Source organism: Candidatus Mycobacterium wuenschmannii, from assembly GCF_030252325.1.
GTDB lineage: Bacteria > Actinomycetota > Actinomycetes > Mycobacteriales > Mycobacteriaceae > Mycobacterium > Mycobacterium wuenschmannii.
The window spans coordinates 1,108,386-1,133,565 of record NZ_CP126981.1 but is presented as its reverse complement, the minus strand read 5'-3'; the positions used below and the strand labels follow the sequence as shown (position 1 = coordinate 1,133,565).

Here is a 25,180-nt window from a genome sequence, read left to right as displayed (position 1 = left end):
CTGTCTGGCAGTGCAGCTGCCCACGAAAAAGTCCCCCACCCAGACGGGCGGGGGACTTTTCCGAGATCCAGCTATCGACGCAGTTCGGTGGCCGCGACCTGGACGAACACACCGGTGTCCTCGGCCATGAGCAGGCCACGACCGCGGGGCAGCGGGCCACCCTTCATCTTGCCGCGGATGAAGCCCTCGTCCGGGTCTGCGTCCATCACCAGCAGTGGCGCGTTGGCCTGGGCCAGCGACCGCAGCATCGGGTCGCTGCCCGCCGACGACCATCCACCGAAGGTCCGGGTGACGATCACGTGCAGGCCGACGTCGGCTGCGCGGGTCACCCAGGGGGCGGCCTTCTGCAGCGGCGAATCGAAGCCCGGCGGCAGCTGCTGCACGTCGTCGATGATCAGGAAGATCTCCGGACCGCTCCACCACGCACGGGACAGCAGCTCCTCGGCGGACAGCCCCGGCGGCGGCTCGCGACGGGCCAGCACCTCGCTGAGCTCGTTCATCATCGCCGAGACCCCGTCGAGGTTGTAGGCGAACTTCTCGACGTAGTCGGTGCCCAGGGTGGTCAGCAGCTGACGACGCGGGTCGACCAGCCACACCTGAGCGGACGGTCGCGAGGTCGGCTGCGCGATGCTGGCGCCCGGCTCGTAGACCCGGCCGATCTCGGACATGATGGTCGCCAGCGTGGTGGTACGACCACACTCGCGTCGACCGGTCACCATCAGGTGCGCGTTCTCGGCGAAGTTGAGGTACACCGGCTGCAGGTCCAGTTCGTTGATGGCCCAGGCGATTCCGCCCGCACCAACGTTCTGGCGCCGATCGGCCTGTGCCAACGTGCGTACCTGGTCCAGCCCGAACTTGGCCGGCAGCCGCCGGACCGGTGGCGCGTGACCCGCCGCGACCTGACTGACGGCGGCCCCGACGCTCTCCGACGAGAAGACGTTGTCGGCGGTGCTGGCCAGTGCGGGTCGAGCGACCAGCGTGTGCAGACCGGACTGTGGGTCGCTGTCCAGGCGCACGTAGTTGACCGCGACCATGCCACGACCGGGCTTGACCGGAACGTCCTTGGCGAACCGCGAACGGACCAGCTTGGCGTCTTCGACCGCGGCCAGCCGCAACTCGATCCGGGACCCGAACCCGCTACGCACCGGCGGCCGCAGTTCCGACTCGCGGTCGGCCGTGGCCATCACGTGGATACCGAATGACGGACCCTGGTTGATGATCTGGTTGATCTGCTCGATCAGCACTTCGTTCTCTTCGGCAAGCGCCCGGTAATTGTCGATCACCAGGAAGATGTCGCCGAAGCCATCGTTGGGCACCTCGCCCGGCTCTCCACCGAACTTGCGCCGCCGGAACACCTCCATCGACGGCACGTCGTACTGCAGGAAGGTGTGCTTGCGCTCGCGCAGCAGAGCCAACAGTTCGGCGACCGTCCGGCGGACGCCGTACGGATCGGTCGGGCCGACGACCTCGCCGACATGCGGCAGGTTGCCCACCGTGGTGAGCGCGGTGCTGCTGTAGGCCAGCACGTAGAACTGCACCTGCTCGGGCGTGTGGGTCAACGCGGCCGACGAGATCAGGGTCTGCAGCGCGGTGGTCTTACCCGACCCACCGGCACCCAGGATCAGCACGTTGGCACCCGGTCCGGAGACGTCTACCGTCCACGGCGGCTGATCGTGCTTGAACGGCCGGTCGATGATGCCGACCGGGAACACCAGGTCGGTGCGCTGTCCGTACTGCTCCTGCCACGGGTGCTCGAGGAAGCGGTTGACCAGGTTCTCGATCGCGACCGGCCGGTCCAGCGGCGGCTGCCACAACCGGTACGGCTCGAAGTCGATCCGGCGAAGCTGGTCGATGATCACGGTACCGACCTTGGGGGTGCGGACCGCCGTCTCTTCTTCTTCCTCCTCGACCGGCGCGTCACCGAAACCGGTGAAGCCGTCACCGTTGACGCTGTCTCCGTTGGTCAGGGCGTTGAACTCGTCCGGTCCCGTCACATCGACCTCGATCGGCGTGAAGCCGGTCGTAAAGAGTTGCGGGCGAATGTAATCCACGGAGTGGGTCAGCATCGCCGGCCCGCTGTCGTCGAGTGAGACGCCACGGCGGTAGTCGCGCCACAGGAACTCGGCCTGGAAGCGGACGATCTCGTCGAGGCTCTTACGGAAGTAACCCAGACCGGCCTGCGCGGGCAGGTTGACGGCATTGGGCACACCGGCCGCCTGTGCCGCACCGGCGGTACGTGCCTTCAGCACCAGCCGGTAACCCATGTTCTCCATGAGCTTTTCGGCCCGGCTCTCGATCGTCTGCGAAGCCATCATCAAGTGGATCCAGTAGGCACGACCCTGTCGGCCGATGGAGTCCAGCACGTCGACCGCGGTCGGCATGATGCGGAACCACTCGTAGAACTCGTCGATCACGACCACCAACATCGGCAGCGGCGGAATGTCCTGACCGCGTGCGCGCATTCGGGAGCGCATCTCGTTGTATTCCTTGGCGTCGTCCACGCCGGCGTTGTCGCAGACCGCCTTTCGACGGGCGATCTCACCCCAGAGTGAATCCAGGAACCGCTCCATGAGGGCCTGGTCTTCTTCGAGGTCGGTGATGATCCGGGACACGTGCGGAACGCCGGAGAACGGCTTGACCGCGGAACCACCCTTGAGGTCGGCGAGCACGAACTGCAGCTCGTCCGGCGGGTGCGACAGCATCAGCGACTCGAGCACGGTACGCACCAGGGTCGACTTACCGGAACCGGTCGTTCCGGACATGACGCCGTGCGGGCCGTCGCCGCCCTCGTCGAGCGACTTCATGTCCAGGAAGAGCAGTTCACCGTTGTCGGAACGGTTTCCGAACGGGATTCGCAGACGCGAGCGACTGGTCAGCGCGTCCCGACGGCTGCTCCACAGGCCTTCGAAGTCGATCTCGGACGGATCGTCGATCCCGTAGTAGGACAGGATGTCTCGGGCACCGATCTGGGCGACGCGCTGACCGATCTCCTCGTAGGCCTCGGCCAGCCGCCAGCGGGCCACCCGCTGCGCGAATTGCTCGGCCTCGGCCTCGCTCACGTCGTCGGCGAGCGCGAAGAACCACCGGTTGTCGTCGATCACCATCCAGGTGTCGCGGTCGCGGGGCAGCGCCTCGATCACGCCAACGTCGTTGGTGAACTTGAGGACTCGCTCCGGGTTTCCGGTCCATAGTGCGGAGCCGGTCAGGTCGAAGAACGTCACGCCGTCCACGCCGTCGACGCTGATGACGTACTCCCACTGCGGGTCGTCGACATCCGCGATGATCACGTGGTGTGGCGTCGGCGTCTCGGCCGACGAGCTCGCGTGGCGAGGCGTGAAAGATCCACGGCCGGCGAACAATTCGGCCTGGTCGGCGGCGAACTCGCGTACCGAGGCGTAGACCATCCGCGCGTTGCCGGCGGCGTCGCGGCGGCGGGGGTCACCGAAGTGCGGTAGCCACTTGACCCAGTCCCACTTACTCATGTCGGACGTGACGACGATCATCTGCAGGTGGTCGGGCCCGTGCGAGAAGGCCAGCTGGCAGATGATCGCGCGCATGATGCCCAGCGTCTGCTCGCGGTTACCGACCAGCGAGTACCACGGCTCGACGAGCAGCGACACCATCTTCGGAAGGTTGTAGACCACGCTCTGGTAGCGACCGAACTCTTGCAGTGCCTTACCGGTCACCGGCTCGAGTTCGATGTCGGTCGGCATGTTCTGCGGCTCGCCCCAGGTCACCTCGGGGCGGGTCATGCCGACCCCGAGACGGGCCACACCGAAGTTGAGGTCCTTGCCGTCGGGCTTGCGCTCCCACATCCGGGGAGAACCCACCGCGGCGGCCAACGTCGTCGGCTCCGGGTGGAACCAGCGGTAGTTGGCGTCCATGCTGTCGGCGGACTCGTTGGCGGTCTCCCGCAGCATGTCCAGCATCAGCATGAACTGGGCGCGCATCGCGTCCAGTTTCGGCCGGCTCATCTGCTGCTGGCCACCGAAACGGCCACCGAACATCATCATGGCCACGCCACCGATCATGAAGATCGGGAAGATCGAGCCGGCGCCGAGGAACATCCGCGAGCCGTTGGCCACCGTCATGCCGACCATGCCGACCAGCAGGCCGACAACCAGCACGCCGACCACGATCAACCACCAGGGCTTGCCTTCGGGCGGCGGAACACTCAGCGGAGTCGGTAGGACGATGTTTTCCGGCCGGACGGCAGGAGCGCGCTCGGGCGTCGGGCGTGCGAAACCTTGCTTCACTTGGGTACCACCAACTCTGCGGGGTTCATATCGGTCGGAAGGGTGTCGTGCCGCACCAACGCGTCGGCGCGGGATAGAGCGGGGCCGGGTGCCAGCAAACGCAGAGCAACCCAGGGCGCCGGCGACGGTTCGGTCGTCAGGCCCAATGCCGCGCGGGAATCGCGAGAATTCTCGACACCGAAGCGGGCACCGGAACTGGTGAGCCACCAGAGCGATTCTGAGGTGGACGAACCGGGGTCGTTGCCGGTGACCGTGACCCAGTTGCCATAGTCCGGCCCGAAGTACACGTGGTCGGCTTCGCGGCCCGAGGTGTCCGCCTTGACCAGCGACACGACCTTGTCGGTCGCGCTGTTGGGCACAGGAATCGTCGGCCCCGAGATCACCTGGATGCGGGCGCGCTCCTCGCCGGCGGTCTTCTGCCACCACCAGCACGTCGCCGGGTTTTCCTTGAGGTCGATCGGGCTCAGCGGGGCGTCGGGGTAGGCCGACAGGTCCAGCCCGTTGACCACCGGCATCTTCGCCAGCGACGCGGGAGCCACCACGACCGGCGAGTTGCCGGCCGGGGTTCCGGCGTTCTGCAGGATCTGCGCGACCACCGGGTTCACCGTCTGGACACCGTCCGCCAGCACCACTGAATACTGTTGCGGCCCACTGATTTGCGGGGTCACGATCACGGTGCCGATCGGGCCGGGCGCACTGACGAACGTGGCCGGTTTACCGGCGTCGGGCACCTTGGGGACCGCCAGTTCGGGGCCGACGGGCAGCGAGTCGTACAGCGCACGGCTCATCGGGTGCGCCTGGCTGACGTTCTCCGGGGTCAGGCCCAAGGGCAGCAGCACCGCGCGGTTGGTCGAGTCGATGCGCGACCGGCGTCCCTGCCGGATCACGTAGGTGTCCTTCTCGTACTTCAGCACGACGGCGTCGGAACCGTTGAGCACGCGGCGACGGTTGGTCAGGTCGGGAGTGCCGTCGATCACGGTGACCGTCACCGGCGACGTGCCGACACCGGCGGTCGGCGTCACCGAGTCGCAGACCAGCCATGACGACGTCCCCGGACTGGTCGGTGAAAACTCCGACGGCGCACCGGGAATGCCGACCAGCGGCCCATGTGGCTGCTGGGCGATCTGGCTGGCTCGCACTTTGTGGGGGTTGTCCGCGCGGCCGGCGATGAGCCGGGCGGAGGCCAGGTTCAGTGCGGGGTACAGCTTGTCGCCGACGCGCACGTAGAGGGCTCCGGAGTCGCGGTCGGCGATGATCGGCGACTCATTCAGCGCGCCGGACGGGCTGATCAGGGAGTACAGCAGTGCGCCGAGGCAGATCACCAGGGCGGCGGACACCGAAGCGACCACGGCCAGCGTCTGGCGCCGGCCGGGCTCGATTTCCATCCGCACCCGCCAGCGCGTCAGCGCCATCGCGGTGCGGCGGGCCAGGAACTGGTAACCGGTTACCTGGGTCCGGGTCGACAGTCCGAGGCCGTAGCCCGAACCCCGCTGCTGGTCACCGGCCATAATTGTTCACGCTCCAGTCGGCCGCGAGGACCGAGAGTTGGGTAGTCCCACGATTCACAGGGATAACGGTAGGGCACCCCGCGCGACCGCGCCACGCGAACGTTTGAGCGGGATCGAAGTTCACGTCCCTGCCGCTTGTGGTTTGCGCCACAGTGCTGTCACCTGCCAATTGTTAGGAGTGAGATGTGAGAGGGATCTTCACAGCGCATGGTACGGCCGCGAGCAAACTCAGCCCGCCGATAAGACGACGTCGAGGTGAACACTCGGGTCGCGTTCTCGTCATCTCGGCAAGCAAGATGGCGGTATGAGCCAATTGGCGCCGTCACTGGTCGAACTCGCGGGTCGCTACGGGATTTCCACCGATTACGAAGACTGGAGTGGACGTCGGGTCGCCGTCCCGGAGGGCACGTTGATCGCGGTGCTTGCGGCACTGGGCGTCGCCGCCTCCGACGAGGCGACGCGCAACGAGGCGCTGACCGCGCACGATCGGGCGCATTGGTCACGGGCTCTGCCGCCGACGATCATCGCCCAGGCCGGCGCCCCGACGAAGTTCTGGGTGCACGTGACGCACGGCCGGCCTGCGGACATCTCGGTGCAGCTCGAAGACGGGACCGTGCGCACCGGGGTGCGGCAGGTCGACAACTTCACTCCCCCATTCGACCTCGATGGCCGCCGGATCGGCGAAGCCAGCTTCGTGCTGCCCGACGATCTGCCGATTGGCTATCACCGCGTGCGCCTGAGTTCCGGCGACGATGAGGCCAGCGCCGCGCTGATCGTGACCCCGGCCTGGCTCGGGGTTCCCGAGCGGCTGGGCGCGCGCCGCACCTGGGGCCTGGCGACACAGTTATATAGCGTGCGATCGCAGCAGTCCTGGGGCGTCGGTGACCTCACCGACCTCGTCGACCTCGCGGTGTGGTCGGCGTCGCGCCACGGCGCGGGCTACATACAGGTCAACCCACTGCACGCGGCGGAGCCGACGGTGCCCATGGAACCGTCGCCGTACCTGCCGACGTCGCGACGGTTCGTCAATCCGCTCTATCTGCGGGTGGAGGCGGTTCCGGAGTTCGCGCAGCTGGCCAAGCGGGGCCGCGTGCAGCGGTTACGCGACGGCGTTCAAAAGCGGGCCGCCAGTCTGGACTCGATCGATCGCGACTTCGCATGGGCGGCAAAGCGGGAGGCGTTGGAGTCGGTCTACCGGGTCCCGCGCACCGCCGGCCGGGAGCTGGCCTTCGCGGCGTACTGCGCTCGAGAGGGAGCAGCGCTGGACGACTTCGCCGCCTGGTGCGCGCTGGCCGAGAAGTACGGCGGCGATTGGCACCAGTGGCGGAAGTCGGTCCGCCGTCCCGATGGGGACGGCGTCGCCAAATTCGTCCAAAAGAACTCAGCGACAGTTGATTTCCATCGTTGGCTGCAGTGGCAGCTCGACGAGCAACTGGCGGTCGCGCAGACACACGTTGTTTCGGCAGGAATGTCGTTGGGCATCGTGCACGACCTCGCGGTGGGTGTCCATCCCAACGGAGCCGACTCCTGGGCGCTGCAGGACGCCCTGGCGCTCGGGGTGTCGGCGGGCGCGCCGCCGGACGAGTTCAACCAGCTGGGCCAGGACTGGTCGCAGCCGCCGTGGCGGCCGGACCGGCTCGACGAGCAGGAATACCGACCGTTCCGGGCCCTGATCCGCAGCGTCCTGCGTCATGCCGGCGGGGTACGGATCGACCACATCATCGGTTTGTTCCGGCTCTGGTGGATACCGCAGGGCGAAGCGCCCACCCAGGGCACGTATGTGCGATACGACCACGAGGCGATGATCGGCATCGTCGCGCTGGAGGCCTACCGTGCCGGAGCGCTGGTCGTCGGTGAAGACCTCGGAACCGTCGAGCCCTGGGTGCGTGACTACCTCCGGGCGCGGGGCGTGCTGGGCACCTCGATCCTCTGGTTCGAACTCGACCGCGACGGTGCGGGCGGTCCCCTGCCGGCGGAACGGTGGCGCGAATACTGCCTGTCGTCGGTGACCACCCACGACCTCCCGCCGACAGCCGGCTATTTAGCCAATGAGCATGTGCGACTAAGGGATTCGCTAGGATTGCTCACCCGTTCGGTAGACCAGGAACTGGCCGCCGCCGAGGCCGAGCGGGCCGCCTGGCTCGCCGAACTGCGCCGGGTCGGCCTGTTGTCCAAGCACGCCGACGAGGAGCAGACCGTGCTGGCCCTGCATCAGTATCTGGGTCGCACCCCGTCGAGGCTGCTCGGGCTCGCGCTCACCGACGCGGTCGGCGACAAACGGACCCAGAATCAGCCCGGTACCACCGACGAGTACCCGAACTGGCGCGTGCCGCTGAGCGGACCCGACGGCCGGCCGATGCTGCTGGAAGAGGTGTTCCAGAATCACCGGGCGATCACACTCGCCGAGGCCCTGCGGGCGCAGACGGCGGTAGGCGGTGCCGAGACCTGTTAGCGTCGATTCGCCATGAAGCCACTGAGATTCGGCGTGGTCGCGCCCGTTGCCGCCGGGGTCACCGCGGACCCGCACTGGATGGTGGCGTTCGCGCGGCACTTGGAGACGTGCGGCTTCGAATCGATCGTCGCGGTCGAACACACCGTTCTGGCAACGCAGTACGACAGCGTGTACCCCTACGACCCGTCGGGGCGTGTGGAACTGGAATCGGACTGCCCGGTCCCCGATCCTCTGGACCTGCTGTCGTTCCTGGCCGCCCACACGACGCGGCTCGAATTGGCCACCGGAGTCCTGGTGTTGCCCAACCATCACCCGGTAGTGCTGGCAAAGCGGGCGGCGACGCTCGATGCCCTCTCGGGTGGACGGCTGCGGTTGTGCGTCGGCGTCGGCTGGCTCCGCGAGGAGATCGAAGCGTGCGGCAGCGAATTCGCGAGCCGGGGCCGCCGGGCCGACGAGCAACTGGCGGTGTTGCGGGCATTGTGGGATGCCCGGTCGGGCGGCGTCAGTCATCACGGAGAGTTCTTCACCTTCGAGAACGTGGTGTGCAGCCCGAAACCCATTGCCGGTGAGCGGCTTCCGGTACACATCGGCGGCCACAGCAGGGCCGCGGCACGCCGGGCTGGCCGGCTGGGTGATGGCTTTCAGCCGCTGGGCGTGGCCGGCGCGGAGTTGGCGGACCTGCTCACCGTGCTGCGCGACGCCGCATCTGCCGCCGGTCGCGATCCGGCCGAGATCGAGCTGACCCTGGGCCACTCGGTCAGCAAGGTCGACGCCGAACGTGCAGAGCGGCTCGCTGCCCAGGGCGCCGACCGGGTGGTCCTGGCGATGCCGCCGATCGCCGACCTCGAGCGGGCCAAGGACGAACTGTCGGCATGCGCCCAACGGCTGGGCCTGCCGACGTGACGTTCAGCGCCGGCGACCGTGCGGAGCTGAGCGATCTGGTGCACCGCTATGCGGCCGAGGTCGACGACCGGCAATTTGACTCGGTCGCCGACCTTTTCACGTCCGATGCGGAGCTGCTGCTGCCCGATCCGCCGGGGTCGCTGGAGCCGGTCCGCCGTCACCACGGTCGCGCCGCGATCGGCGAGGCGGTGGCCGCCGTCGCGGCCACGATCCGGACCCACCACGCGATAGTCGGCGAGGTGTATGACGCCGACCCGGATTCCGGGCTGGCCCGCGGTCGTGTCGCGTGCGTCGCCCACCACTGGGTGCGGCACGACGACCAGATTCGCGACGTGACCTGGTATCTGCGGTACGCCGACAGTTACCAGCGAATGGCGTCGGGTTGGCGAATTCGACTGCGGTCGTTGACCATTGACGCGATCGACAGCCGGCCGGTTCGCCAGGTGCGACCAGGTCAGTCCTGACTTCCGCGCGTCGCGGCTTCCTCGAGTAGATCGGCAGCGCGAGTGAGGCTTTCGGCTGGACTGGTCATCTGAGGTGCCCCGCTGCGGGCCTGCTCGGAGTAGGACCGGCTCAGAATCGCCTGTAGGTCGGCGGTGAGTGTGTCCAGCGTCGACTCCGAAAAGCGGCGCCCGAAGCCGACGCCGAGGTGTGCTACCGACGTCGCCCACACCGGCTGGTCCAACCCGCTCCACAGGACCAGGCTCGGTGCCCCGGCCCGCATGCCGGCGGCCGTTGTGCCGGCACCGCCGTGATGAACGACGGCGCGGCAGGCGGGAAATACGGCGGCGTGGTTCGCATCGCGGATGGTCTTCACCTGAGCCGAATCGGGTGATTCGTCAAAGTAGTTCGGGCCCAAGCAAATCAATGCGCGAACGTCGGTGCGGGCGCATGCCGCGCCGATCACCGCAACCATCTCTGCGGGTCCCGCGACCGGCATGCTGCCGAACCCGAAATACACCGGCGGCGATCCGGCCGATATCCACGACGCCACGTCGTCGTCGGTGTCCGTCGGCAACTGCAGCGTCAGCGCTCCGACGAAGGGCCGTCGATCCGCACCGTCCCCCCATCCGGCGGCCAGTCCCGGTATGCAGATCTCGTCGTATGCCTGTATCTGCAGGGCACGGTCCGGCTCATGATCCGGCCACGACGCGCCCTGCGGCAGGATCTGCGCCGGAAAGAAGTGCAACGCCGCGACCGGAATGCGGTACCGCTCAGCCACTTTCGCGGCCGTCTCCTGCTCGGTCATGCCGGCCACGACGAGGTCGGCGCCGTCGGCCAATGCGGCCAGTGCTGCGGTCTTCTCCGCGTTGACCCGCGCGACGTAGTCCACCGCCTGTGGAATCGTGCTCATCGGGTTGCGCAGCATGCGGGTGAAGTCGTCGGTGGCCAGCAGCTCCTGCCAGTCCTGTCCGTACGGCTGGGTCGACAGTCCCGTTGCCTCGACGTGGCTCCGCAGATCTGCCGGGACCGTCACGGCCATCTGCACATCGTGGCCCCGACGCTGCAGCTCCCCCGCAACGGCGATACAGGGTTCGATGTCGCCGCGACTGCCGTAGGCGGCCACCACGAACTTCACCGGCCCAACCTAACCCGTGCAAGGTCGGTGACTTCAGCCGGCTTCTGGCAGCGGAATGCCCTCGCTGGTGGAGAATTCGGCGTCGCTCTGGGTCGAGAGCCCCAGCGACACCACCGACCGCGCGAACATGGCGTCGGTCAGGTAGGCCAGCGTGACCGCCCAACGGTTGACTCCGCGCGGAATCGCATAGAGGTGGTAAGCGCGGGCGACCACCTTGGCCGGGAAGCCAGACAGCGGGATCTTCAGCGGGTTCGCGACAGCATGATGCGGCCCGAGGTCGACGACCAGACCCATGTCGTGATGCTTGTATTCACGAGTCTTGCCGCGCCCCAGGCTGGCTGCGACATTGTTGCCGAGCGTCTTGCCCTGCCGGGTCGCGTGCTGCGCGGTGGGCGGGGTGATCTTGCCCGGCTGCGTCACGTCTGGCACCGCGGCGGCGTCACCGGCGGCGAAGACGTCGGGATGGCCGGGAACGCTGAGATCGGTCTGCACCTTCAACCGGCCCTTCTCGGTGGGCAGTCCGAGCGTGCCGATCAGCGGTGCAGCCGTCACCCCGGTCACCCAGGCAACGGTGTGCGTATCGACGCGCGAATCATCGCTGAGCACAACGTGATTGGGGTGGACCTCGTTCAACGTCAGCCCCAGCCGGACGTCGACGGCGCGCCGCTGTAACACGCGCTGCGCGCGCGCCCCCAGCTTCTCGCCCACTTCGGGCATCACCTGCTCCGCGAGGTCGAGAAGCTGGAACTTCACCGAGTTGGGATCGAAATTCATCTGCTTGGCGGCCGCGTCGGCCAGCGCGCGAAGCTGCAGGACGAGCTCGGTACCCGAATACGAGGCGCCGACAACGACGATGGTGCGTCGAGCCTGCGCCAGGGCCGGGTCCTCTTCCAGGCACGCGAGCTCCAACTGCTGGAGCACGTGATCGCGGAGATACAGCGCCTCCGCGGTTGACTTCAATCCTCTTGCGTACTGGGACAATCCCGGGATGTCGAACAGCCGCGTCACCGAACCCGGAGTCAGCACCAGACGGTCCCAGGACAGGTCGCGAGTGCGCTGTTCGAGATCGGTGAACTGCAGGCGGTGCTGGTCGAGGTCGACGCTGTCGACGCGGCCGCGAATCGCGCGAACTCCCTTAAGCGTTCCCGCCAGTGGGATGGCGACGAACCGGGCGTCCACCACTCCGCCGGCAACATCCGGCAGCAGTGGCGTGTAGAGCATGTAGTCCACCGGCGAGATGATGGTCACGTCTACGTCGCTCCGGCGCAGCTTGCGCGCCAGGCGCCGCGCACATTCAAATCCAGTGAACCCACTGCCTACGACCACAACCGACGTCATCTCGACCATGTAGCCGCTCGGCGCGGCGCACAAACCGGCTGCCCGTCAGACCTGTTTTCACATCGCGCGATCGGGGTAGCTGAATCGTATGCCCCGCTCCGCTCTCGTCCTCGTCGCGCTAACAATCGTCTCGGCCGTCGTCTGTGTGACGGGCTTCGCGGTCCGGCAGGTCGGCGTCGGGGTGAGTGCGGCGAGCGTCACCTTGCTGGTGACGGGTCTGGTCTTATCAGGTCTGACGTCGGAGTCGCGACGGATTCGGGACGCCGAGCGCGGCGGCGGAGGTCGCCGCGTCGCATCGTGACGCGGCGACCGGTCGTCACTCCAGCACGGCGAGATTGCACACCGACTTGCGCACATCGGACTTGATGATCCGGGCCACCAATTTTCCGAGCGGACCGTTCAGCAGCCCGCCGGACAGGTCGGCGCTCAGGTCGAACGTCGACCCCGGTGAGTTGTCCGTGACCCCCATCGCGACGGTGATCTCGACCCCGCCTCGACCATGACCACTCAACTCGATCTCGTGGGGCTCGTCGTATCTGGTGACTTCCCAGTGGATTACGTTGCGGAATCCCTTGACCTTGATCAACGACGAGACGCGTGTGCCCTTCGTGATTGTGGCGGGGACGTCGCCGCGCCAGCCGCCGAAGATCGTCATCCAGTCGCCGAACCGGCTCAGGTCCGATGCCAATTTCCAGGCAGACTGCGGTGACAGGTCCGATGTTGTCGAGACGTTGACTTGTGCCACGTCACCTAACTCCCTTAGACGCTGGATATGCCGGGTTAGCGCTGGCTTTACATACCCTCGGTTGGTGGGGGTAAACCACGCCGGCTCAGATGCCGGCCCAGGTCTGATCAAGCTGCTCGGCAACGTCGATGACCTGGGCCGCTTGCGACTGCGGGTTGTCAATTTCTTCGTTGACGTATTGCGCGATGAAGCGGCGGATCTCGGCATCGACGCCGCCGATGATGCGGACAATCTCTCCGCGAATGCTTTTGGAGGACACGTGCACCGCGATGTCCGAGGCCCGTGGCTTGGCAACGTCGACAATCAGTTTGAGCGGCTCGGCGGCTCGCGCGGTTGCGCTCAGCGCGATATCACCGTCAACGGTGAAGCGCTGCTTGTCAATTCGCAAGTCGACAAGTAGGTCGATGAGCAACGGGATGTGGATGTCGAAGGTGATGCTGTCCGCGACATGGCGGGTGACTTGCGGCTGCTTGATCGTGACCGCGGCGCTGACGCGGGCGAGCTTGCCGGGGCCCTGAGCCATCGGCGGCATCTCGAATTGACTACCGGCGATCGCCGCGAACGCAGCGGCGACGCGTTCTTCGGTCACCGCCACTTCGAAGAAGCGTCGACCGAAAGTCTCGTAGCTGACGTACTCAAAGCCCTGCATGACTAACTACCGTCTCATGCCCGATTGCGCTACGACGACTGATCCGGTCGTGTCGGGTTGAGCCGCGCAGACTGTGGCGTTACTGCGCTGGATCCGCTGGGTAGTCGTGTGCGGGTGAACACGCAGCGAAGGCCGGCCGCCATGCGGCTGCGTAAGAGCGTCGTCGACGGACCGGGTCTGCGCCGCACGCGCCGTGGACGCGGATTCTCCTACGCAGGGGACGACCGGATCCGCATCACCGAAGCAGACGAACTCGCGCGGATCGAGGCGTTGGTGATCCCGCCCGCCTGGAAGAAGGTATGGATCTCGCCGCATCCGAACGGCCATATTCAGGCGGTCGGCACCGACGCCGCCGGACGTCGACAGTACATCTATCACGAGCGTTGGCAGGAGGAGCGTTCCGAGGAGAAGTACGAGCGCACAGTGAGTCTCGCCAAGCATCTCCCCGGCTGGCGGCTCAATCTACTTGCCGACTTGCGGACCCGCGGCCTTGCGCGCGGTCGGGTGCTAGCGCTGGCCCAACACATGATCGACCAGGGATATTTTCGGGCCGGCGGTGAAGAGTATGTGGAAGAGAACGGCAGCTATGGACTTTCGACGCTGCTGCGCGAGCATGTGCGCCTGCACCGAGACAGCGTCGAGTTCGACTACCCGGCGAAAAGTGGTGTGCGGCGTTCGATTTCACTGGAAGATCCGTTGGTCCTTCGCGCGGTCCGATCGCTGTTGCGCGCCGAGACTACGACGCCGCGCTTACTCGCGTATCGCACGTCGGAGGGTTGGACGGAGGTGCACGCCGACGACATCAATCTGAGGTTCCGGGAATTGGTAGGCGATGACTACAGCGTCAAAGATCTGCGTACATGGCACGGCACCGTCCTGGCCGCCGAAGCTTTCGCTGTCGCCGGAGAGCCGACGTCCAAGACTGCGCGTCGTCGTGAGGAAGCGGCGGTGATGCGGGCGGTGGCGGAGCAGCTGGGAAACACCCCCGCGGTGGCCCGGCGGTCATACGTGGACCCCCGCGTTGTCACAGCCTATGAGCAGGGCCTGACCATTGCCCCGGCACTGCGGAGAGTCAAGCGTCAACGTAGCCCGGAGGCCAAGCGCGAATCGATCGAGCGCGCTACGGTGCGCATGATCAAAAAGGTGGGTCGTAAGTAGTTGTCGTGCAGAGTAATTCGTGGCAGCATCCTCAATTACCTTGGGGTGAAGTTGCTTTGGACAGCTTGCAGTGTGGTCATCTTTGCAGAGCGGAGCATTCGTGAATTGTGTAGATAGCGAACACATTCGCGATGTGCCGGACGAACGTCCCACGGGCGCCGCACAACTGCTATTTCGGCGGCCGAGAAAGGTTCCTTTCCGGGCATTTTGCGCATAGTGACGAATAACTCTTTGCTAAACACTGCCTTTGCCCTAAAGTTGCTGCATCTCGGGTTTTGAGGCCCGAAAAGTCAAGACGCGGTTACTCTTCCACGCATGTCGAATTTATGATTTCGCGGTTCTTCTACCAGGACTTTTCACGTCCAGATGAGATGTGCGTCTCGTTTTGCGCGCAAAAGTGATGGCCTGCACAAAGTTTGGTTGTCTATTCAAACGCTCAGTACCGTCCCGGCTCATGTTTGATTTAGCGACTCTGATGACTCTGCTGACGCAGATGTCGGGCACGCCGTACATCACCGGCGGTAACTCGGCGGCAGGAACGGATTGCTCCGGTCTGGCCTCACTTGTTTCGAACGTTGCATCGGACCGGCCCGCGTTCAGCGGTCGTTTCAACACCGGCAACGAGGAGTCGGCGCTGCTGGCGCGTGGCTTCAAGTACGGCACGGCGCCCAACGCCGTGGTGATCGGCTGGAACGGCGGCCATACCGCGGTCACGCTGCCGGACGGCACCCCGGTTTCCAGCGGTGAAGGCGGCGGCGTCCGTATCGGTGGTGGCGGCGCGTACCAGCACCAGTTCACCCATCACATGTATCTGCCCATCGACGGTGAGGCTCCGGCCGACGCGCCGGCACCGGTTCTGGTGAGCGTCGTTGCTCCCGATGCTCCCCCGCCGCCGGCTCCCGATGCGCCGCCGCCGCCGGCTCCCGATGCGCCGCCGCCCGCGGAAACCCCTAACGACGCGCCCGCCCCGCCGGAAGCGGCCTGAGCGGACGTCAGACTGAGAACCGCTCGCGATAGCGAGCGAACCGGTTGGGCAGATCGCGCTCGTCGAGCCCGAACATCTCGGCCGACGTCGCGATCGTGCCCAATCGGCCTCTCCGGTGGTCGTCCAGATAGTCGACCATCGCCGCGCGCGCCTGGGCGGTCAGCGTTTCCCCGGCGAGCGCGTAGATCCGCTCCACTGTGCCGAGTTCGTCGGCCATGAAGTCATCGAAGCGGACGTCGATCGACCGTTCCTCGGGAATCAGGTCACGATCGCGGACGAGGGCATCCAGCATCTGTTCGAGCCGAACCGACCACGACGCCGCGATCTCGTGCACCGGGACCGGCGAGCGGTGCATCCGCGCCGTGTAGGTCAGCATCGCCATCATGGACAGCACCACCGGCACCGGATCGCGGTGTGTGCACACCACGACGGCACCGGGGAACACAGCGTCCAGCACCGGCAACTGCTCGAGATGCTGCGGCGATTTCAGCAGCCAGCGTCGGCCGCCCCGAAGAAATTGCAGGGCCTGCAGCTGCAGGCGCAGGTGTTCGTACGACGACGTCTGATCGTGTGACAGGTAGTAGTCGCGCCACCGCGGTACGTGGGCAAGCGTCTCGAACAGCATCGTCGAGAAGTCGTTGGCCAGCAGCTGGATCTCCTCGTGCACGTGCTCGGTGGTCATTTCGTGCATCAGCGGGAAATGCGGCATTGCGGCGTTCATGAAAGCCACGGCGGCGTCCATTCGCCCCTTACGCGGATCCGGCTCGATTCCCCGCTCGGCCGGTAGGGGGAAGGGCTCGACACTCTCCCAGTACGAAATGGTCCGGAAGGTCGGGCCGGCGGCCAGCAGGTTGTGGAGGTGGGTCGTGCCGGTTCGCGGCAGACCCGCAATCACGATTGGCGGCAGCAGATCGATGTCTCGGATCTGTGGATGGCGGGCCACTAGATCGCTGAGCAGCAGCCGATTTTTCAGCAGTTGCAAGGTCTGCGCATGGAAGTTCACGATGCCGGGGCCGTGCAGGCCGTCGATCTCACGCAAGGCAGCCAGGTAGACCTCGATGCGCTCGCGGTAGTCGTCGGGCCCGAAGTCGGTCAGGCCCGTCTCCGCGACGGCCTTGTCGTGCAGGGCGTCGGCATCGAGCGGGCACTGCGCCGCCATTCCGGCCATCAGGTCGCGGATCTGCTCGACCTCGGGGCTGAAGCGCGGGGTGGATAGGTCGTCGAGCTGAACAGGGGCGGCGTCCGTCACGCCGAATTATGTTACTCTGAGTTTCGTAATGACGACAGAGCTTGGCCGGCCCCGCAACAAGCGCATCGATGGTGCCGTGTTGAGGGCAGCTGTCGAGCTCCTCGCCGAAACCGGCTACGCCGACCTGTCGGTCGATGCCATCGCGCGCCGGGCCGGCACCAGCAAACCCGCGATCTATCGGCGCTGGCCGAGCAAGGCGCACCTGGTGCACGAGGCCGTCTTCCCGATCAGCGAGGCGACCGTGCTTCCCGATACCGGCTCACTGGCCGGCGACGTTCGCGAGATCGTCGGCCGCACCGCGGCGGTGCTGACCACCCCGGCGGCGCGCGCCGCGCTGCCGGGCCTGGTCGGCGAGATGGCCGCCGACCTGACCCTGCACGCGGCGCTGTTGGAGCGGTTCGGCGACCTTCTGTCCCGGGGCCTGGCGGACCGCCTTGCCGATGCCGTCGCGCGCGGCGAGGCCCGGTCCGACGTCAGCGCCGCGGAAGTCGTCGAGGTGGTGGCGGGTACGACGTTTCTCGCACTGCTGACCCGCGGAGACGCGCTCGACGATGCCTGGGTCGGCCGCACGGCCGCACTGATCACGAGAGGAATCAGCGGATGACCGATCAGCACGAGTCCACCGCCGCATGGCGTGAATTGCTCGACACGCTCGGCGGGTTGGACCGCTCGTTTCTCGACGGCGAACGGGCGGTCGCCGACGATCAGCAGATCGCCGACGGCTACCGCATGCTTGCCACCACGCTGGGCGTCGCGTTCGACACCTGCTTGTTCGGTGAGCCGAGCCGACCCGTCTTCGTCGCGGTCAATACGCCCTTCCGGCGGGACCGGCGCTGGGGCGGCGACAACACCGATGCTTATTACTACATCTGCCCGGTGGATCCCGGCCGGCGCTATCGCGTCAGCGGCAATCGCGGCGACAGTGTCTATTTCTCGTTGACCGCGTACAACGAACCGTCCCCGGGGGCCTGGTCGGATCGGATCGTCGCGATCGTGCGTGACGACGAGATCGACGTCGACGCCGATGGCAACTTCTCGTTCGAGCTCGGACCGACACCCGACGCCGCGGTGTTGATGACCCGCGACTATCAGGCGGATCCGCAAACCGGCCGCCGGGTGCGCTGGAACATCGAATCGCTCGACGAGCCCGAGGCCATCCGGCACGGCGATGCAGAGACGGCGGCAAAGCTGCGAGCCAGCGCCGTGTGGTTGCGGACCATGTTCGCGATCATCCCGTTGGCCGTGGGCGCGCGCGTCGACAAAGCGCATTCGCTCGGCCACGAAATCTCACACGCAGCAAATGAATTCGCCGAGCCATACCAAGTGCCGGACGCCAACTTCGGCTGGTCCGCCCGCGACGCCTGCTACTCCTACGGCAGCTTCGTACTCGACGAAGACGAAGCCCTGGTCATCACCCACCGCCCGCCGGACTGCCGGTTCTGGAATCTGGTGGTGTGGAACCAATTCATGGCCACTCACGGCGTGAGCGACGCACGGTGCTCGGTAAACGGCCACAGTGCGGTGCCCAATGCGGACGGGTCGGTGACCATCGTGCTATCGCGCGGCTTGACGACACACCCGAATTCGCTGACCACACTTGACTATCCGCGCGGCAACCTGGCCTTCCGCTGGTTTCTCAGCGAGCGCGTGCCGGAGCAGCCGCGCGTGCGGTTGGTGAAAGTGGACGACGCGCCGACCAGCATCGATAGCCTGTGATGAATCACTCTGTGGCGCTGCCCAACTCATGATCAATGGGCGGATCGCCGAAGTTTATAGCGCTGCCGTCGGCACGCTCAGGCTAAGCCCAGAGAATTCTTAGTTTGGACAAGCATTGGTATGGGAATCTTCTGCGCTATGAATGCGCGTGGCGTCTCTCGTCTAGTCGGTGCCGCGGTGACCGCGGCGTGGGGCCTTGGATTTACCGCTCTGCCAACCGGTGTCCTCCCGTCAGCTTCGGCTGCGTCATGTCCCGATACACAGGTGGTCTTCGCGCGTGGCACCGGTGAGGAACCCGGGGTCGGGCCCACAGGCCAGGCGTTCGTGGACGCGCTGCGTGACCGTCTCGGTGGAAAGTCGCTGGACGTCTACCCGGTGAATTACCCGGCCAGTGATCAGTGGTCGACCGGTCTCGACGGCATTCGCGACGCAGGCGCCCACGTCGTGTCGGAGGCCGGGATCTGCCCCAAGACGCGAATGGTGCTCGGCGGATTTTCTCAGGGCGCGGCCGTCGCGGGCTTCGTGACGTCCCCCGCGGTCCCCGACTCGGTGCCGCAAGACGTCGATCCGGCGACCATCCCCAAGCCGCTCGACCCGGCAGTCGCCGACCACGTCGCCGCCGTGGTGCTCTTCGGAACGCCCAACGTGCGGGCGATGAACTTCTTGGGACAGCCACAACTCGTTATCGGGCCGCTGTATCAGGCCAAGACCATCGAGGTCTGCGCCACCGAGGATCCGGTCTGCTCTGACGGGATGAACTTCTCCGCGCACAACAGCTACGTCGAGGACGGCAGCTTCATCGCCCAGGGTGCCGACTTCGCGGCCGGCCATCTGCAGGGCCCCGGCGGACCGGCTGCGTCGCCGGCACCGCAGCGCGGCGGCTTCGGCAACTAGGTCCGATCAACCGGTCCGAATCGCCAACTCGAGGTGTTCGAGTCGGCGCACCAGCAGGCTAGGCAGCCATCTCCCGGCGTCAACGGCGGCGATGTGCGTTGTGCGAGCGAGTAATTGGCTGAGCACAATGCGTGCTTCGATCCGCGCGAGCGCAGCACCCACACAGAAGTGGGCCCCTTTGCCGAAGGCGATGTGCGCTTTCGGCGACGCGCGGTCGAGCCGAAATTCGTCGGGCGACTCGTAGTGGGCCGGATCGCGATTCGCCGCTCCCCATAGCAAGATCAGACGGGATCCAGCGGGCAGGTCAGTTCCGGCCAGAGTGGTGTCGCGGGTGACATGACGGTAGTGACCGCGAAAAGGTGGCTCGAATCTCAACGTCTCCTCGATGAATGTTTCGAGCAATGCCGGATCATCCCGCACCTGTCGTTGAATGTCCGGGCGGGTGGCCATGATCCACGTAGCGCTGCCAAGCAGAGAGGCAGTCGATTCGCCGCCGGCCGCGAACAGCGTGATCATCATCGCGAGCGCGGCGATGTCGTCCAGTTCGCCTGCGGCGCAAGCTTTTGTGAGACCGCCCAATAGGTCGTCGCGCGGACTGGCGGAGGCCCGTGCAAACTGCTCGGCGATATAGACCGCGAGCTCTCCGACCGACACACCTGCAGCAGCCAACTGATCCGCCGACAAGAGACCCTCTAGCATCTGAGTGCCCGCGTAGCCCCATGCGACCAGCTTGTCGACGTCCGATTCCGGTACGCCGATCAGCCGGGCCACCACGAGCATGGGCAGCCGGTTCGCCAGCGCGCCCATCCACTCGATGCGACCACCGCGCAGGCCGTCGACCCACAGCCGCGCGGCCGTCTCGGCGGCGAAAGCTTCGAGCGCGCGGACCTTCCTGACAGAGAGATGCGGCACCAGTAGCTTGCGATGCATCGCGTGCACCGGGTCGTCCGCGATAGCCAGTACCTGTGAGGGATCCCCGAACGGGGCCATGTTGTACGGAGCGACCGTCCCGTCCGGTTGGTACTGCATGGTCGCGGTGAGGTTCGACGAGAAATCTCCGACGCGGGCGACGGCATCGACCACTGCGTCCCAGCTCGACACCGCATAGAAGTCTGACTTGCCGATTCGACGAACCGCGCCGCCCGCGCGCATCCGCGCGTACAGCGGGTAGGGATCCTGCAAAGCGTCGTCGTCGAACAGTTCGATGGGTGCTCCCGCTGCCATTTGTCCAGGTTGAACTGGCGCTCTTGCGGTGGTCAACGCCGGCGCTGAAAGTTGACATCCGACGGATACCGACGCCGGCGCGCGTCGTCTCACCCGGGCACGTGCACCAGCATGGATTGTGAGAATAAGACCAGATTATGTCTCAAGCGTGAGAATATTGTCGTCATTGGTTTCAGGTGTGGGGAGACGGTGCTGTGCCGCGAAGCGACTGGCTCATCGGCGGCGAGCGGCGGGCGATGGCGGCCGAGCGGATCTACGCGGCCGCTACTGACCTGATCATCAAAGAGGGTCCGGACGCCTTCGAGATCGACGAGCTGGCGGCGCGGGTGCACTGCTCCCGGGCGACTATCTATCGGTACGTCGGCGGCAAAGCAAACATCCGCGATGCCGTGGTCGCCCGGTCGGGGGCCCGCATCGTCGAGGCTGTGCGACAGGCCGTGGCGGATCTTGCCGGACCGCAGCGGGTGGTCGCCGCGATCACTGTGGCGCTCAGACTGATTCGCGCCGACCCACTTGGACAGTTGATGTTCAACACGGTCAGGGCCGATGATGTGCCGTGGCTGACCGGGTCGCCGTTGGTGGTCGGCTTCGCCGCGGAACTGGCCGGTCTCGACGAGAGTGATCCGCACGGCGCGCAATGGGTGGTCCGCATGGTGATGTCGTTGCTGTATTGGCCGGTCGGTGATGACGACACCGAGCGCGCGTTGGTGCAACGATTCGTCGCGCCGGCATTCGCCGTGGACTAGCGTCGGGTGGGTCTGTCGCGCGCATCCAGAGTTGGAGAACAGCTATGGCGATCCGAGTCGCCCACGTCGGAACCGGGAACGTCGGTCGACTGGCGTTGATCGAGTTGATCAACAATGCACAATTCGAGCTCACCGGGGTGTGCGTGTCGACGCCGGAGAAGGTCGGCAAGGACGCCGGTGAACTCGCGGGCTTGGACGTGACAACCGGAGTCGCTGCGGTCAACGATCTCGATGTCCTGATCTCCGCGCGGCCAGACTGCATTGTGTACTGCGCCATGGGTGACACCCGTCTGCCGGAGGCGATGACCGATGTGATGCGCATTCTCGCCGCCGGCATCAACGTTGTCGGGTCGTCACCCGGGCTACTGCAGTACCCCTGGGGCGTGATGCCCGATAAGTACATTCAGCGAGTCGAAGATGCTGCTCGACAAGGAAATTCGAGCTTGTTCATCAGCGGTGTCGACCCGGGATTCGTCAACGACCTGATCCCCCTCGCGCTGGCCGGCACGTGTCAGCGCATCGAGCAGGTCCGCTGCATGGAGATTCACGATTATGCTTCCTACGACGGGGCCGAGGTCATGCACTACATGGGCTTCGCCCGACCCCTCGACGAGATTCCGATGTTGCTGCAGCCGGGGGTGCTCAGCATCGCGTGGGGCACCGCGATTCGGCAACTCGCCGCCGGTCTGGGCATCGAGGTCGACGAGATCACCGAGTCCTACCAGCGTGAACCGGCGCCCGAGGACTTCGACATCGCTGTCGGTCACGTCGCCAAGGGCACCCTCGCGGTGCTGCAATTCGAGATCCGCGGCATGGTCAACGGTCACCCCGCGATCGTCATCGAGCACATCACCCGGTTGCGGCCCGATCTACGGCCCGACCTTCCGCAGCCCGCTGCCGGGGGCGGTTCGTATCGGGTCGAGATCACCGGGGAGCCGTCCTACGCGGTGGACATCGTCCCGAGTAGTCGCTACGGCGACCACAATCAGGCCGCGATCTGCGGGGCGGCGGGGCGCATTGTCAACGCCATCCCGGCCGTGATCGAGTCCGCACCGGGTATCAGGACAACGTTGGACCTGCCGTTCATCACCGGAAGCGGGCTCTACGCCCGAGAAGAAGTCGTTGCTAGCTAGATTCGGAATCTATTGGTAGGCAGGATATTCCGCTGACTTGAGCACCTGGGCTAGGTGCACCGCGTTGCGGGCTGCTGCTGCGGTGGCTGAGGCGACCGGTTCGGGCGCTTGGTCGAGGTCGTTGTAGTCGGTGGACTCCATCGCGACGCCATTCCAATAGGTGCAGCCTTGCGCGGGGATGCTGAACCCAATGTCGTTGAGCCCCTGGAAGACATCGGCAACCGTCTTGTGCGCGCCGTCCTCATTGCCGACGACGCTCACCATCGCCACCTTGCCCGCCATGGCGGGCCGGCCCGCGTCGTCGGTGTTCGACAACTCCGCGTCGAGGCGTTCCAAGACTCGCTGAGTGACGCTCGAGGGATGACCGAGCCACACCGGCGTGCTCAGCAACAGGATGTCCGCGTTGAGCACCTGCCTTCTGATACTGGGCCACTCATCTCCCTCGCCCATGTAGGGTTCGACGCCCGGAGCGATGTTGAAGTCGGCGCACCGCAACGCTTTACACGTGACGTCGCGTTCGCGCAGGTGGCTGAAGACTTGCTCAGCCATCAGTTCGCTGCTCGATGCGGCCGGACTCGGCTTGAGACTGCACACCAGTGCCAGGGCATGTAATGACGACTGTGAAGTACTCATCCGGGTCGATTACCCGGAAGGGGCCGAAAGTGAAACGGCCCGAATCCGCATCGCAGACCCGGACCGTCTCCACCCCTGGCTATTGGTGCTTCTTTTGGCGCTCCTCCGCCGCATCGGCGCCGGAGCGCGCGGCCTCGGCCTCGGCCTCCTTCTTCGCCGCGTCGCGCTGGGCGTCGGCTTTGTCCTGCTGCGCCTCGCCCTCCTTCTTGAGGTCATCTCGACCGGCAAGGGTGCCGCCTACTTCTTTGACCTTGCCCTTGATGCCCTCGACAGCGCCTTTCACGGCTTCTTCGGGTCCACTGTCCTGATCCGCCACGGATCACTCCTCTCGTCGGTGGTGAGCACTTGCTCACAAGCGCGAACACGGTGGTTGACAACGAATAATGTTGCATTGCAGACGAATTCGCATATGAACTGACTCGACAGTCAACGGTTTTGTGTTCGCCCTCAAGGGCTTCCCGGGTAACCGACGGATCAAACACCAGCGCGGTGGAATGGCTGCGGTCCAGGAGTTTCTGCCGCGGTTCCTGATGAGATACGGTTTTCGTGACCCCGTGTGAAGGAGCATGTTTGATGAGGATCCCCCTGACGGTGATCGCCACGACGGCGATCGCGGCCACGCTGGCGGGAGTCTCGGCGTGCGGCAACGATTCCAAACAGGCGACACCCGCATCGGGCAGCAGCACCACTTCGCATCCGGTGATCACCGACTACACCACGCTCTTGATCAAGGCTGACGACATCAAGGCACCTGATGCCTTCACCGCCGGCCCGGCGACCAAAGACCCGAACGGTCAGCAGGGCGCGACGGTGACATTCACCGACAGTGATAAAAGCCACGCGATCATCGACACCATCCAGGTCCTGCCGGACGTCAACGCCGCTGCGGAAGCACTCGTCGCGGCGAAGGCGACCCATCGTGAGACGCTCCTGGCCAAGTCGCTCAACGCTGAGGTCGGCGTCGGCGGCGCCACGATCTCAGGACTGTCGCCGGATCACTCCAAGGGTGTGACGGTGTTGGTGTTCACCGCGGCCAGGGCACTGGTCACGCTGGAGTTCGACGGGCCGTCCTTCGCGTTGGCGCCGCCGGAGTTCATCACCGACGTCGGCCAGAAACAGGACGAGGCGATCAAGAAGGCGCTCGGCTGATTGCTCTCTCGTGTTGAGTTCGCCTGCCGATCAATGCCTTCCGTGACAGCTACTCAGTAGCCGTCGTGCGCCCTCGACACAGGGCTGCAACCGGTCGTAAGCGCTGACCCCGGCCTCCGCACGGGACCGCATCGGTATCTCGAGTCCGACCACGCGGTCCGCTGGGAGTGCGGCCAGCATGTCGATCAGCGGCAGCTCTCCTTCACCTGGCGCCATCCGCTCGAACATCGCTTCCTCGGCGTAGTGCCGCATCCGGCGCTGCATCGTGGTGTCGCTCAGTTGGATGTACCCGATTCGCTCCGGGGGAATGGAACGAAGGTCATCGGCCGTCGCACCGAAGCGTGCCACGTGCATGGTGTCGATCAGCACGCTGATCTCATCGCGGCCCACATGCTCCACTGCAGCCATCGCGCTCGCCAGATCGGCGATGCTCAGCCCGACAACGGGTTCGACGCAGGTGGCGATTCCTCGTTCGGCGGCCAGTTCGGTCAGCACAGCCAACTCGTCGAATGTGCGGACCCGGTCCGGTTCCATGCTGACGGTGTTGATCCGCGGGATCTGCAGTTCGGCCATGATGTCGAGATCGTCGGCGTAGGAACGAACGTCGACTCCCGGCGCGATGAGCAGGCCCTCCCCCAGCGAGATCGACACATCGCGCTCATTCATGACCGTCAGCAGGTCCTTGCGCAACTGAGGTTCGTCGCGCAGCGAAAACGGTTGGTAACCAAGACTGCTCACCGGTGCGAATCCGACCATGCCAGCGGTGATGAAGTGGCAGCCGAGATCGGCCGTAAGATGGACATACTCGATCGGAGGCATTCCGAATACGCTGAGCATTTCGACGCCGAGACGATCCATGACGT

23 protein-coding genes are annotated in these 25,180 nt (G+C 65.7%); 12 read left to right on the top strand and 11 right to left on the bottom strand.

Going from position 1 to position 25,180, the window contains the following annotated elements; all coding sequences use genetic code 11:
• Positions 1–71: 71 nt before the first annotated feature.
• Positions 72–4,256 carry a type VII secretion protein EccCa gene (gene eccCa / locus PT015_RS05490; RefSeq protein WP_285189397.1) on the bottom strand — a complete coding sequence of 1,395 codons (4,185 nt, stop codon included), beginning with the start codon at positions 4,254–4,256 and terminating at the stop codon, positions 72–74.
• Positions 4,253–5,764, bottom strand: coding sequence for a type VII secretion protein EccB (gene eccB / locus PT015_RS05485; protein WP_285189395.1), 1,512 nt, complete (start codon positions 5,762–5,764; stop codon positions 4,253–4,255). Before eccB ends, eccCa begins: the two co-directional genes overlap by 4 nt.
• A gap of 304 nt (positions 5,765–6,068) precedes the next feature.
• Between eccB and malQ the strand changes: the two genes are divergently transcribed.
• The 3 genes from malQ to PT015_RS05470 are packed head-to-tail and all read left to right on the top strand — an operon-like array spanning position 6,069 to position 9,583.
• A complete protein-coding gene (gene malQ / locus PT015_RS05480; protein WP_285189393.1) occupies positions 6,069–8,216 on the top strand; it encodes a 4-alpha-glucanotransferase in 2,148 nt (715 codons plus the stop codon).
• A 21-nt stretch (positions 8,217–8,237) separates the two neighbouring features.
• Positions 8,238–9,119, top strand: a complete 882-nt coding sequence (locus PT015_RS05475; RefSeq protein ID WP_285190943.1) for an LLM class F420-dependent oxidoreductase — start codon at positions 8,238–8,240, stop codon at positions 9,117–9,119.
• Positions 9,116–9,583, top strand: a complete 468-nt coding sequence (locus PT015_RS05470; RefSeq protein ID WP_285190942.1) for a nuclear transport factor 2 family protein — start codon at positions 9,116–9,118, stop codon at positions 9,581–9,583. Before PT015_RS05475 ends, PT015_RS05470 begins: the two co-directional genes overlap by 4 nt.
• Here the strand turns inward: PT015_RS05470 and PT015_RS05465 are convergent.
• Positions 9,574–10,698 carry a glycosyltransferase gene (locus tag PT015_RS05465; protein ID WP_285189392.1) on the bottom strand — a complete coding sequence of 375 codons (1,125 nt, stop codon included), beginning with the start codon at positions 10,696–10,698 and terminating at the stop codon, positions 9,574–9,576. The genes PT015_RS05470 and PT015_RS05465 overlap by 10 nt on opposite strands.
• 33 nt (positions 10,699–10,731) lie before the next feature.
• Positions 10,732–12,036 carry an NAD(P)/FAD-dependent oxidoreductase gene (locus PT015_RS05460; RefSeq protein ID WP_285189391.1) on the bottom strand — a complete coding sequence of 435 codons (1,305 nt, stop codon included), beginning with the start codon at positions 12,034–12,036 and terminating at the stop codon, positions 10,732–10,734.
• Positions 12,037–12,124: 88 nt separating this feature from the next.
• Between PT015_RS05460 and PT015_RS05455 the strand changes: the two genes are divergently transcribed.
• The gene (locus tag PT015_RS05455; RefSeq protein WP_285189390.1) at positions 12,125–12,337 is read left to right on the top strand and encodes a LapA family protein; all 213 of its coding nucleotides are present in this window, start codon (positions 12,125–12,127) and stop codon (positions 12,335–12,337) included.
• A 15-nt stretch (positions 12,338–12,352) separates the two neighbouring features.
• On the opposite strand, the gene PT015_RS05450 is transcribed toward PT015_RS05455, so the two are convergent.
• Positions 12,353–12,781, bottom strand: coding sequence for a type II toxin-antitoxin system Rv0910 family toxin (locus tag PT015_RS05450; protein ID WP_285189389.1), 429 nt, complete (start codon positions 12,779–12,781; stop codon positions 12,353–12,355).
• 85 nt (positions 12,782–12,866) lie between these two features.
• Entirely contained in the window at positions 12,867–13,430 is a 564-nt protein-coding gene (locus PT015_RS05445) for a hypothetical protein (RefSeq protein ID WP_285189388.1), read from the bottom strand.
• 141 nt (positions 13,431–13,571) lie between these two features.
• Here PT015_RS05445 and PT015_RS05440 point away from each other — a divergent pair, with 141 nt between their 5' ends.
• Together PT015_RS05440 and PT015_RS24670 are read left to right on the top strand one after the other, a co-directional pair.
• Entirely contained in the window at positions 13,572–14,588 is a 1,017-nt protein-coding gene (locus tag PT015_RS05440) for a DNA topoisomerase IB (RefSeq protein ID WP_285190941.1), read from the top strand.
• Between the two features lie 397 nt (positions 14,589–14,985).
• Positions 14,986–15,573 carry a peptidoglycan endopeptidase gene (locus tag PT015_RS24670; RefSeq protein ID WP_390887996.1) on the top strand — a complete coding sequence of 196 codons (588 nt, stop codon included), beginning with the start codon at positions 14,986–14,988 and terminating at the stop codon, positions 15,571–15,573.
• A gap of 7 nt (positions 15,574–15,580) precedes the next feature.
• On the opposite strand, the gene PT015_RS05430 is transcribed toward PT015_RS24670, so the two are convergent.
• Complete coding sequence (locus tag PT015_RS05430; RefSeq protein ID WP_285189387.1) at positions 15,581–16,822, bottom strand: sulfotransferase family protein; 1,242 nt, start codon at positions 16,820–16,822, stop codon at positions 15,581–15,583.
• Between the two features lie 28 nt (positions 16,823–16,850).
• Between PT015_RS05430 and PT015_RS05425 the strand changes: the two genes are divergently transcribed.
• The 3 genes from PT015_RS05425 to PT015_RS05415 all read left to right on the top strand — a co-directional run bounded on the left by PT015_RS05425 (position 16,851) and on the right by PT015_RS05415 (position 19,432).
• On the top strand, positions 16,851–17,426 hold the full coding sequence (locus PT015_RS05425; protein WP_285189386.1) for a TetR/AcrR family transcriptional regulator: 576 nt from the start codon (positions 16,851–16,853) through the stop codon (positions 17,424–17,426).
• On the top strand, positions 17,423–18,538 hold the full coding sequence (locus tag PT015_RS05420; protein WP_285189385.1) for a DUF1214 domain-containing protein: 1,116 nt from the start codon (positions 17,423–17,425) through the stop codon (positions 18,536–18,538). Before PT015_RS05425 ends, PT015_RS05420 begins: the two co-directional genes overlap by 4 nt.
• A gap of 120 nt (positions 18,539–18,658) precedes the next feature.
• Positions 18,659–19,432, top strand: a complete 774-nt coding sequence (locus PT015_RS05415) for a cutinase family protein (RefSeq protein WP_285189383.1) — start codon at positions 18,659–18,661, stop codon at positions 19,430–19,432.
• A 6-nt stretch (positions 19,433–19,438) separates the two neighbouring features.
• Here PT015_RS05415 and PT015_RS05410 read toward each other — a convergent pair whose 3' ends face one another.
• Positions 19,439–20,656, bottom strand: a complete 1,218-nt coding sequence (locus PT015_RS05410) for a cytochrome P450 (protein WP_285189381.1) — start codon at positions 20,654–20,656, stop codon at positions 19,439–19,441.
• A gap of 194 nt (positions 20,657–20,850) precedes the next feature.
• On the opposite strand from PT015_RS05410, the gene PT015_RS05405 reads away from it, so the two are divergent.
• Together PT015_RS05405 and PT015_RS05400 are read left to right on the top strand one after the other, a co-directional pair.
• Entirely contained in the window at positions 20,851–21,402 is a 552-nt protein-coding gene (locus PT015_RS05405; RefSeq protein WP_285189380.1) for a TetR/AcrR family transcriptional regulator, read from the top strand.
• 44 nt (positions 21,403–21,446) lie between these two features.
• Positions 21,447–22,535: an NAD(P)H-dependent amine dehydrogenase family protein gene (locus tag PT015_RS05400; protein ID WP_285189378.1), complete on the top strand. Its 1,089-nt coding sequence runs from the start codon at positions 21,447–21,449 to the stop codon at positions 22,533–22,535.
• A gap of 9 nt (positions 22,536–22,544) precedes the next feature.
• On the opposite strand, the gene PT015_RS05395 is transcribed toward PT015_RS05400, so the two are convergent.
• Entirely contained in the window at positions 22,545–23,168 is a 624-nt protein-coding gene (locus tag PT015_RS05395) for a flavodoxin family protein (protein WP_285189377.1), read from the bottom strand.
• 79 nt (positions 23,169–23,247) lie between these two features.
• Positions 23,248–23,484 carry a microaggregate-binding protein 1 gene (mbp1, locus tag PT015_RS05390; RefSeq protein WP_285189375.1) on the bottom strand — a complete coding sequence of 79 codons (237 nt, stop codon included), beginning with the start codon at positions 23,482–23,484 and terminating at the stop codon, positions 23,248–23,250.
• A 257-nt stretch (positions 23,485–23,741) separates the two neighbouring features.
• Here mbp1 and PT015_RS05385 point away from each other — a divergent pair, with 257 nt between their 5' ends.
• Positions 23,742–24,317, top strand: coding sequence for a hypothetical protein (locus PT015_RS05385; protein ID WP_285189374.1), 576 nt, complete (start codon positions 23,742–23,744; stop codon positions 24,315–24,317).
• 30 nt (positions 24,318–24,347) lie between these two features.
• Here the strand turns inward: PT015_RS05385 and PT015_RS05380 are convergent, their stop codons facing one another.
• Positions 24,348–25,175, bottom strand: a complete 828-nt coding sequence (locus tag PT015_RS05380; protein ID WP_285189373.1) for a sugar phosphate isomerase/epimerase family protein — start codon at positions 25,173–25,175, stop codon at positions 24,348–24,350.
• Positions 25,176–25,180: the final 5 nt, after the last annotated feature.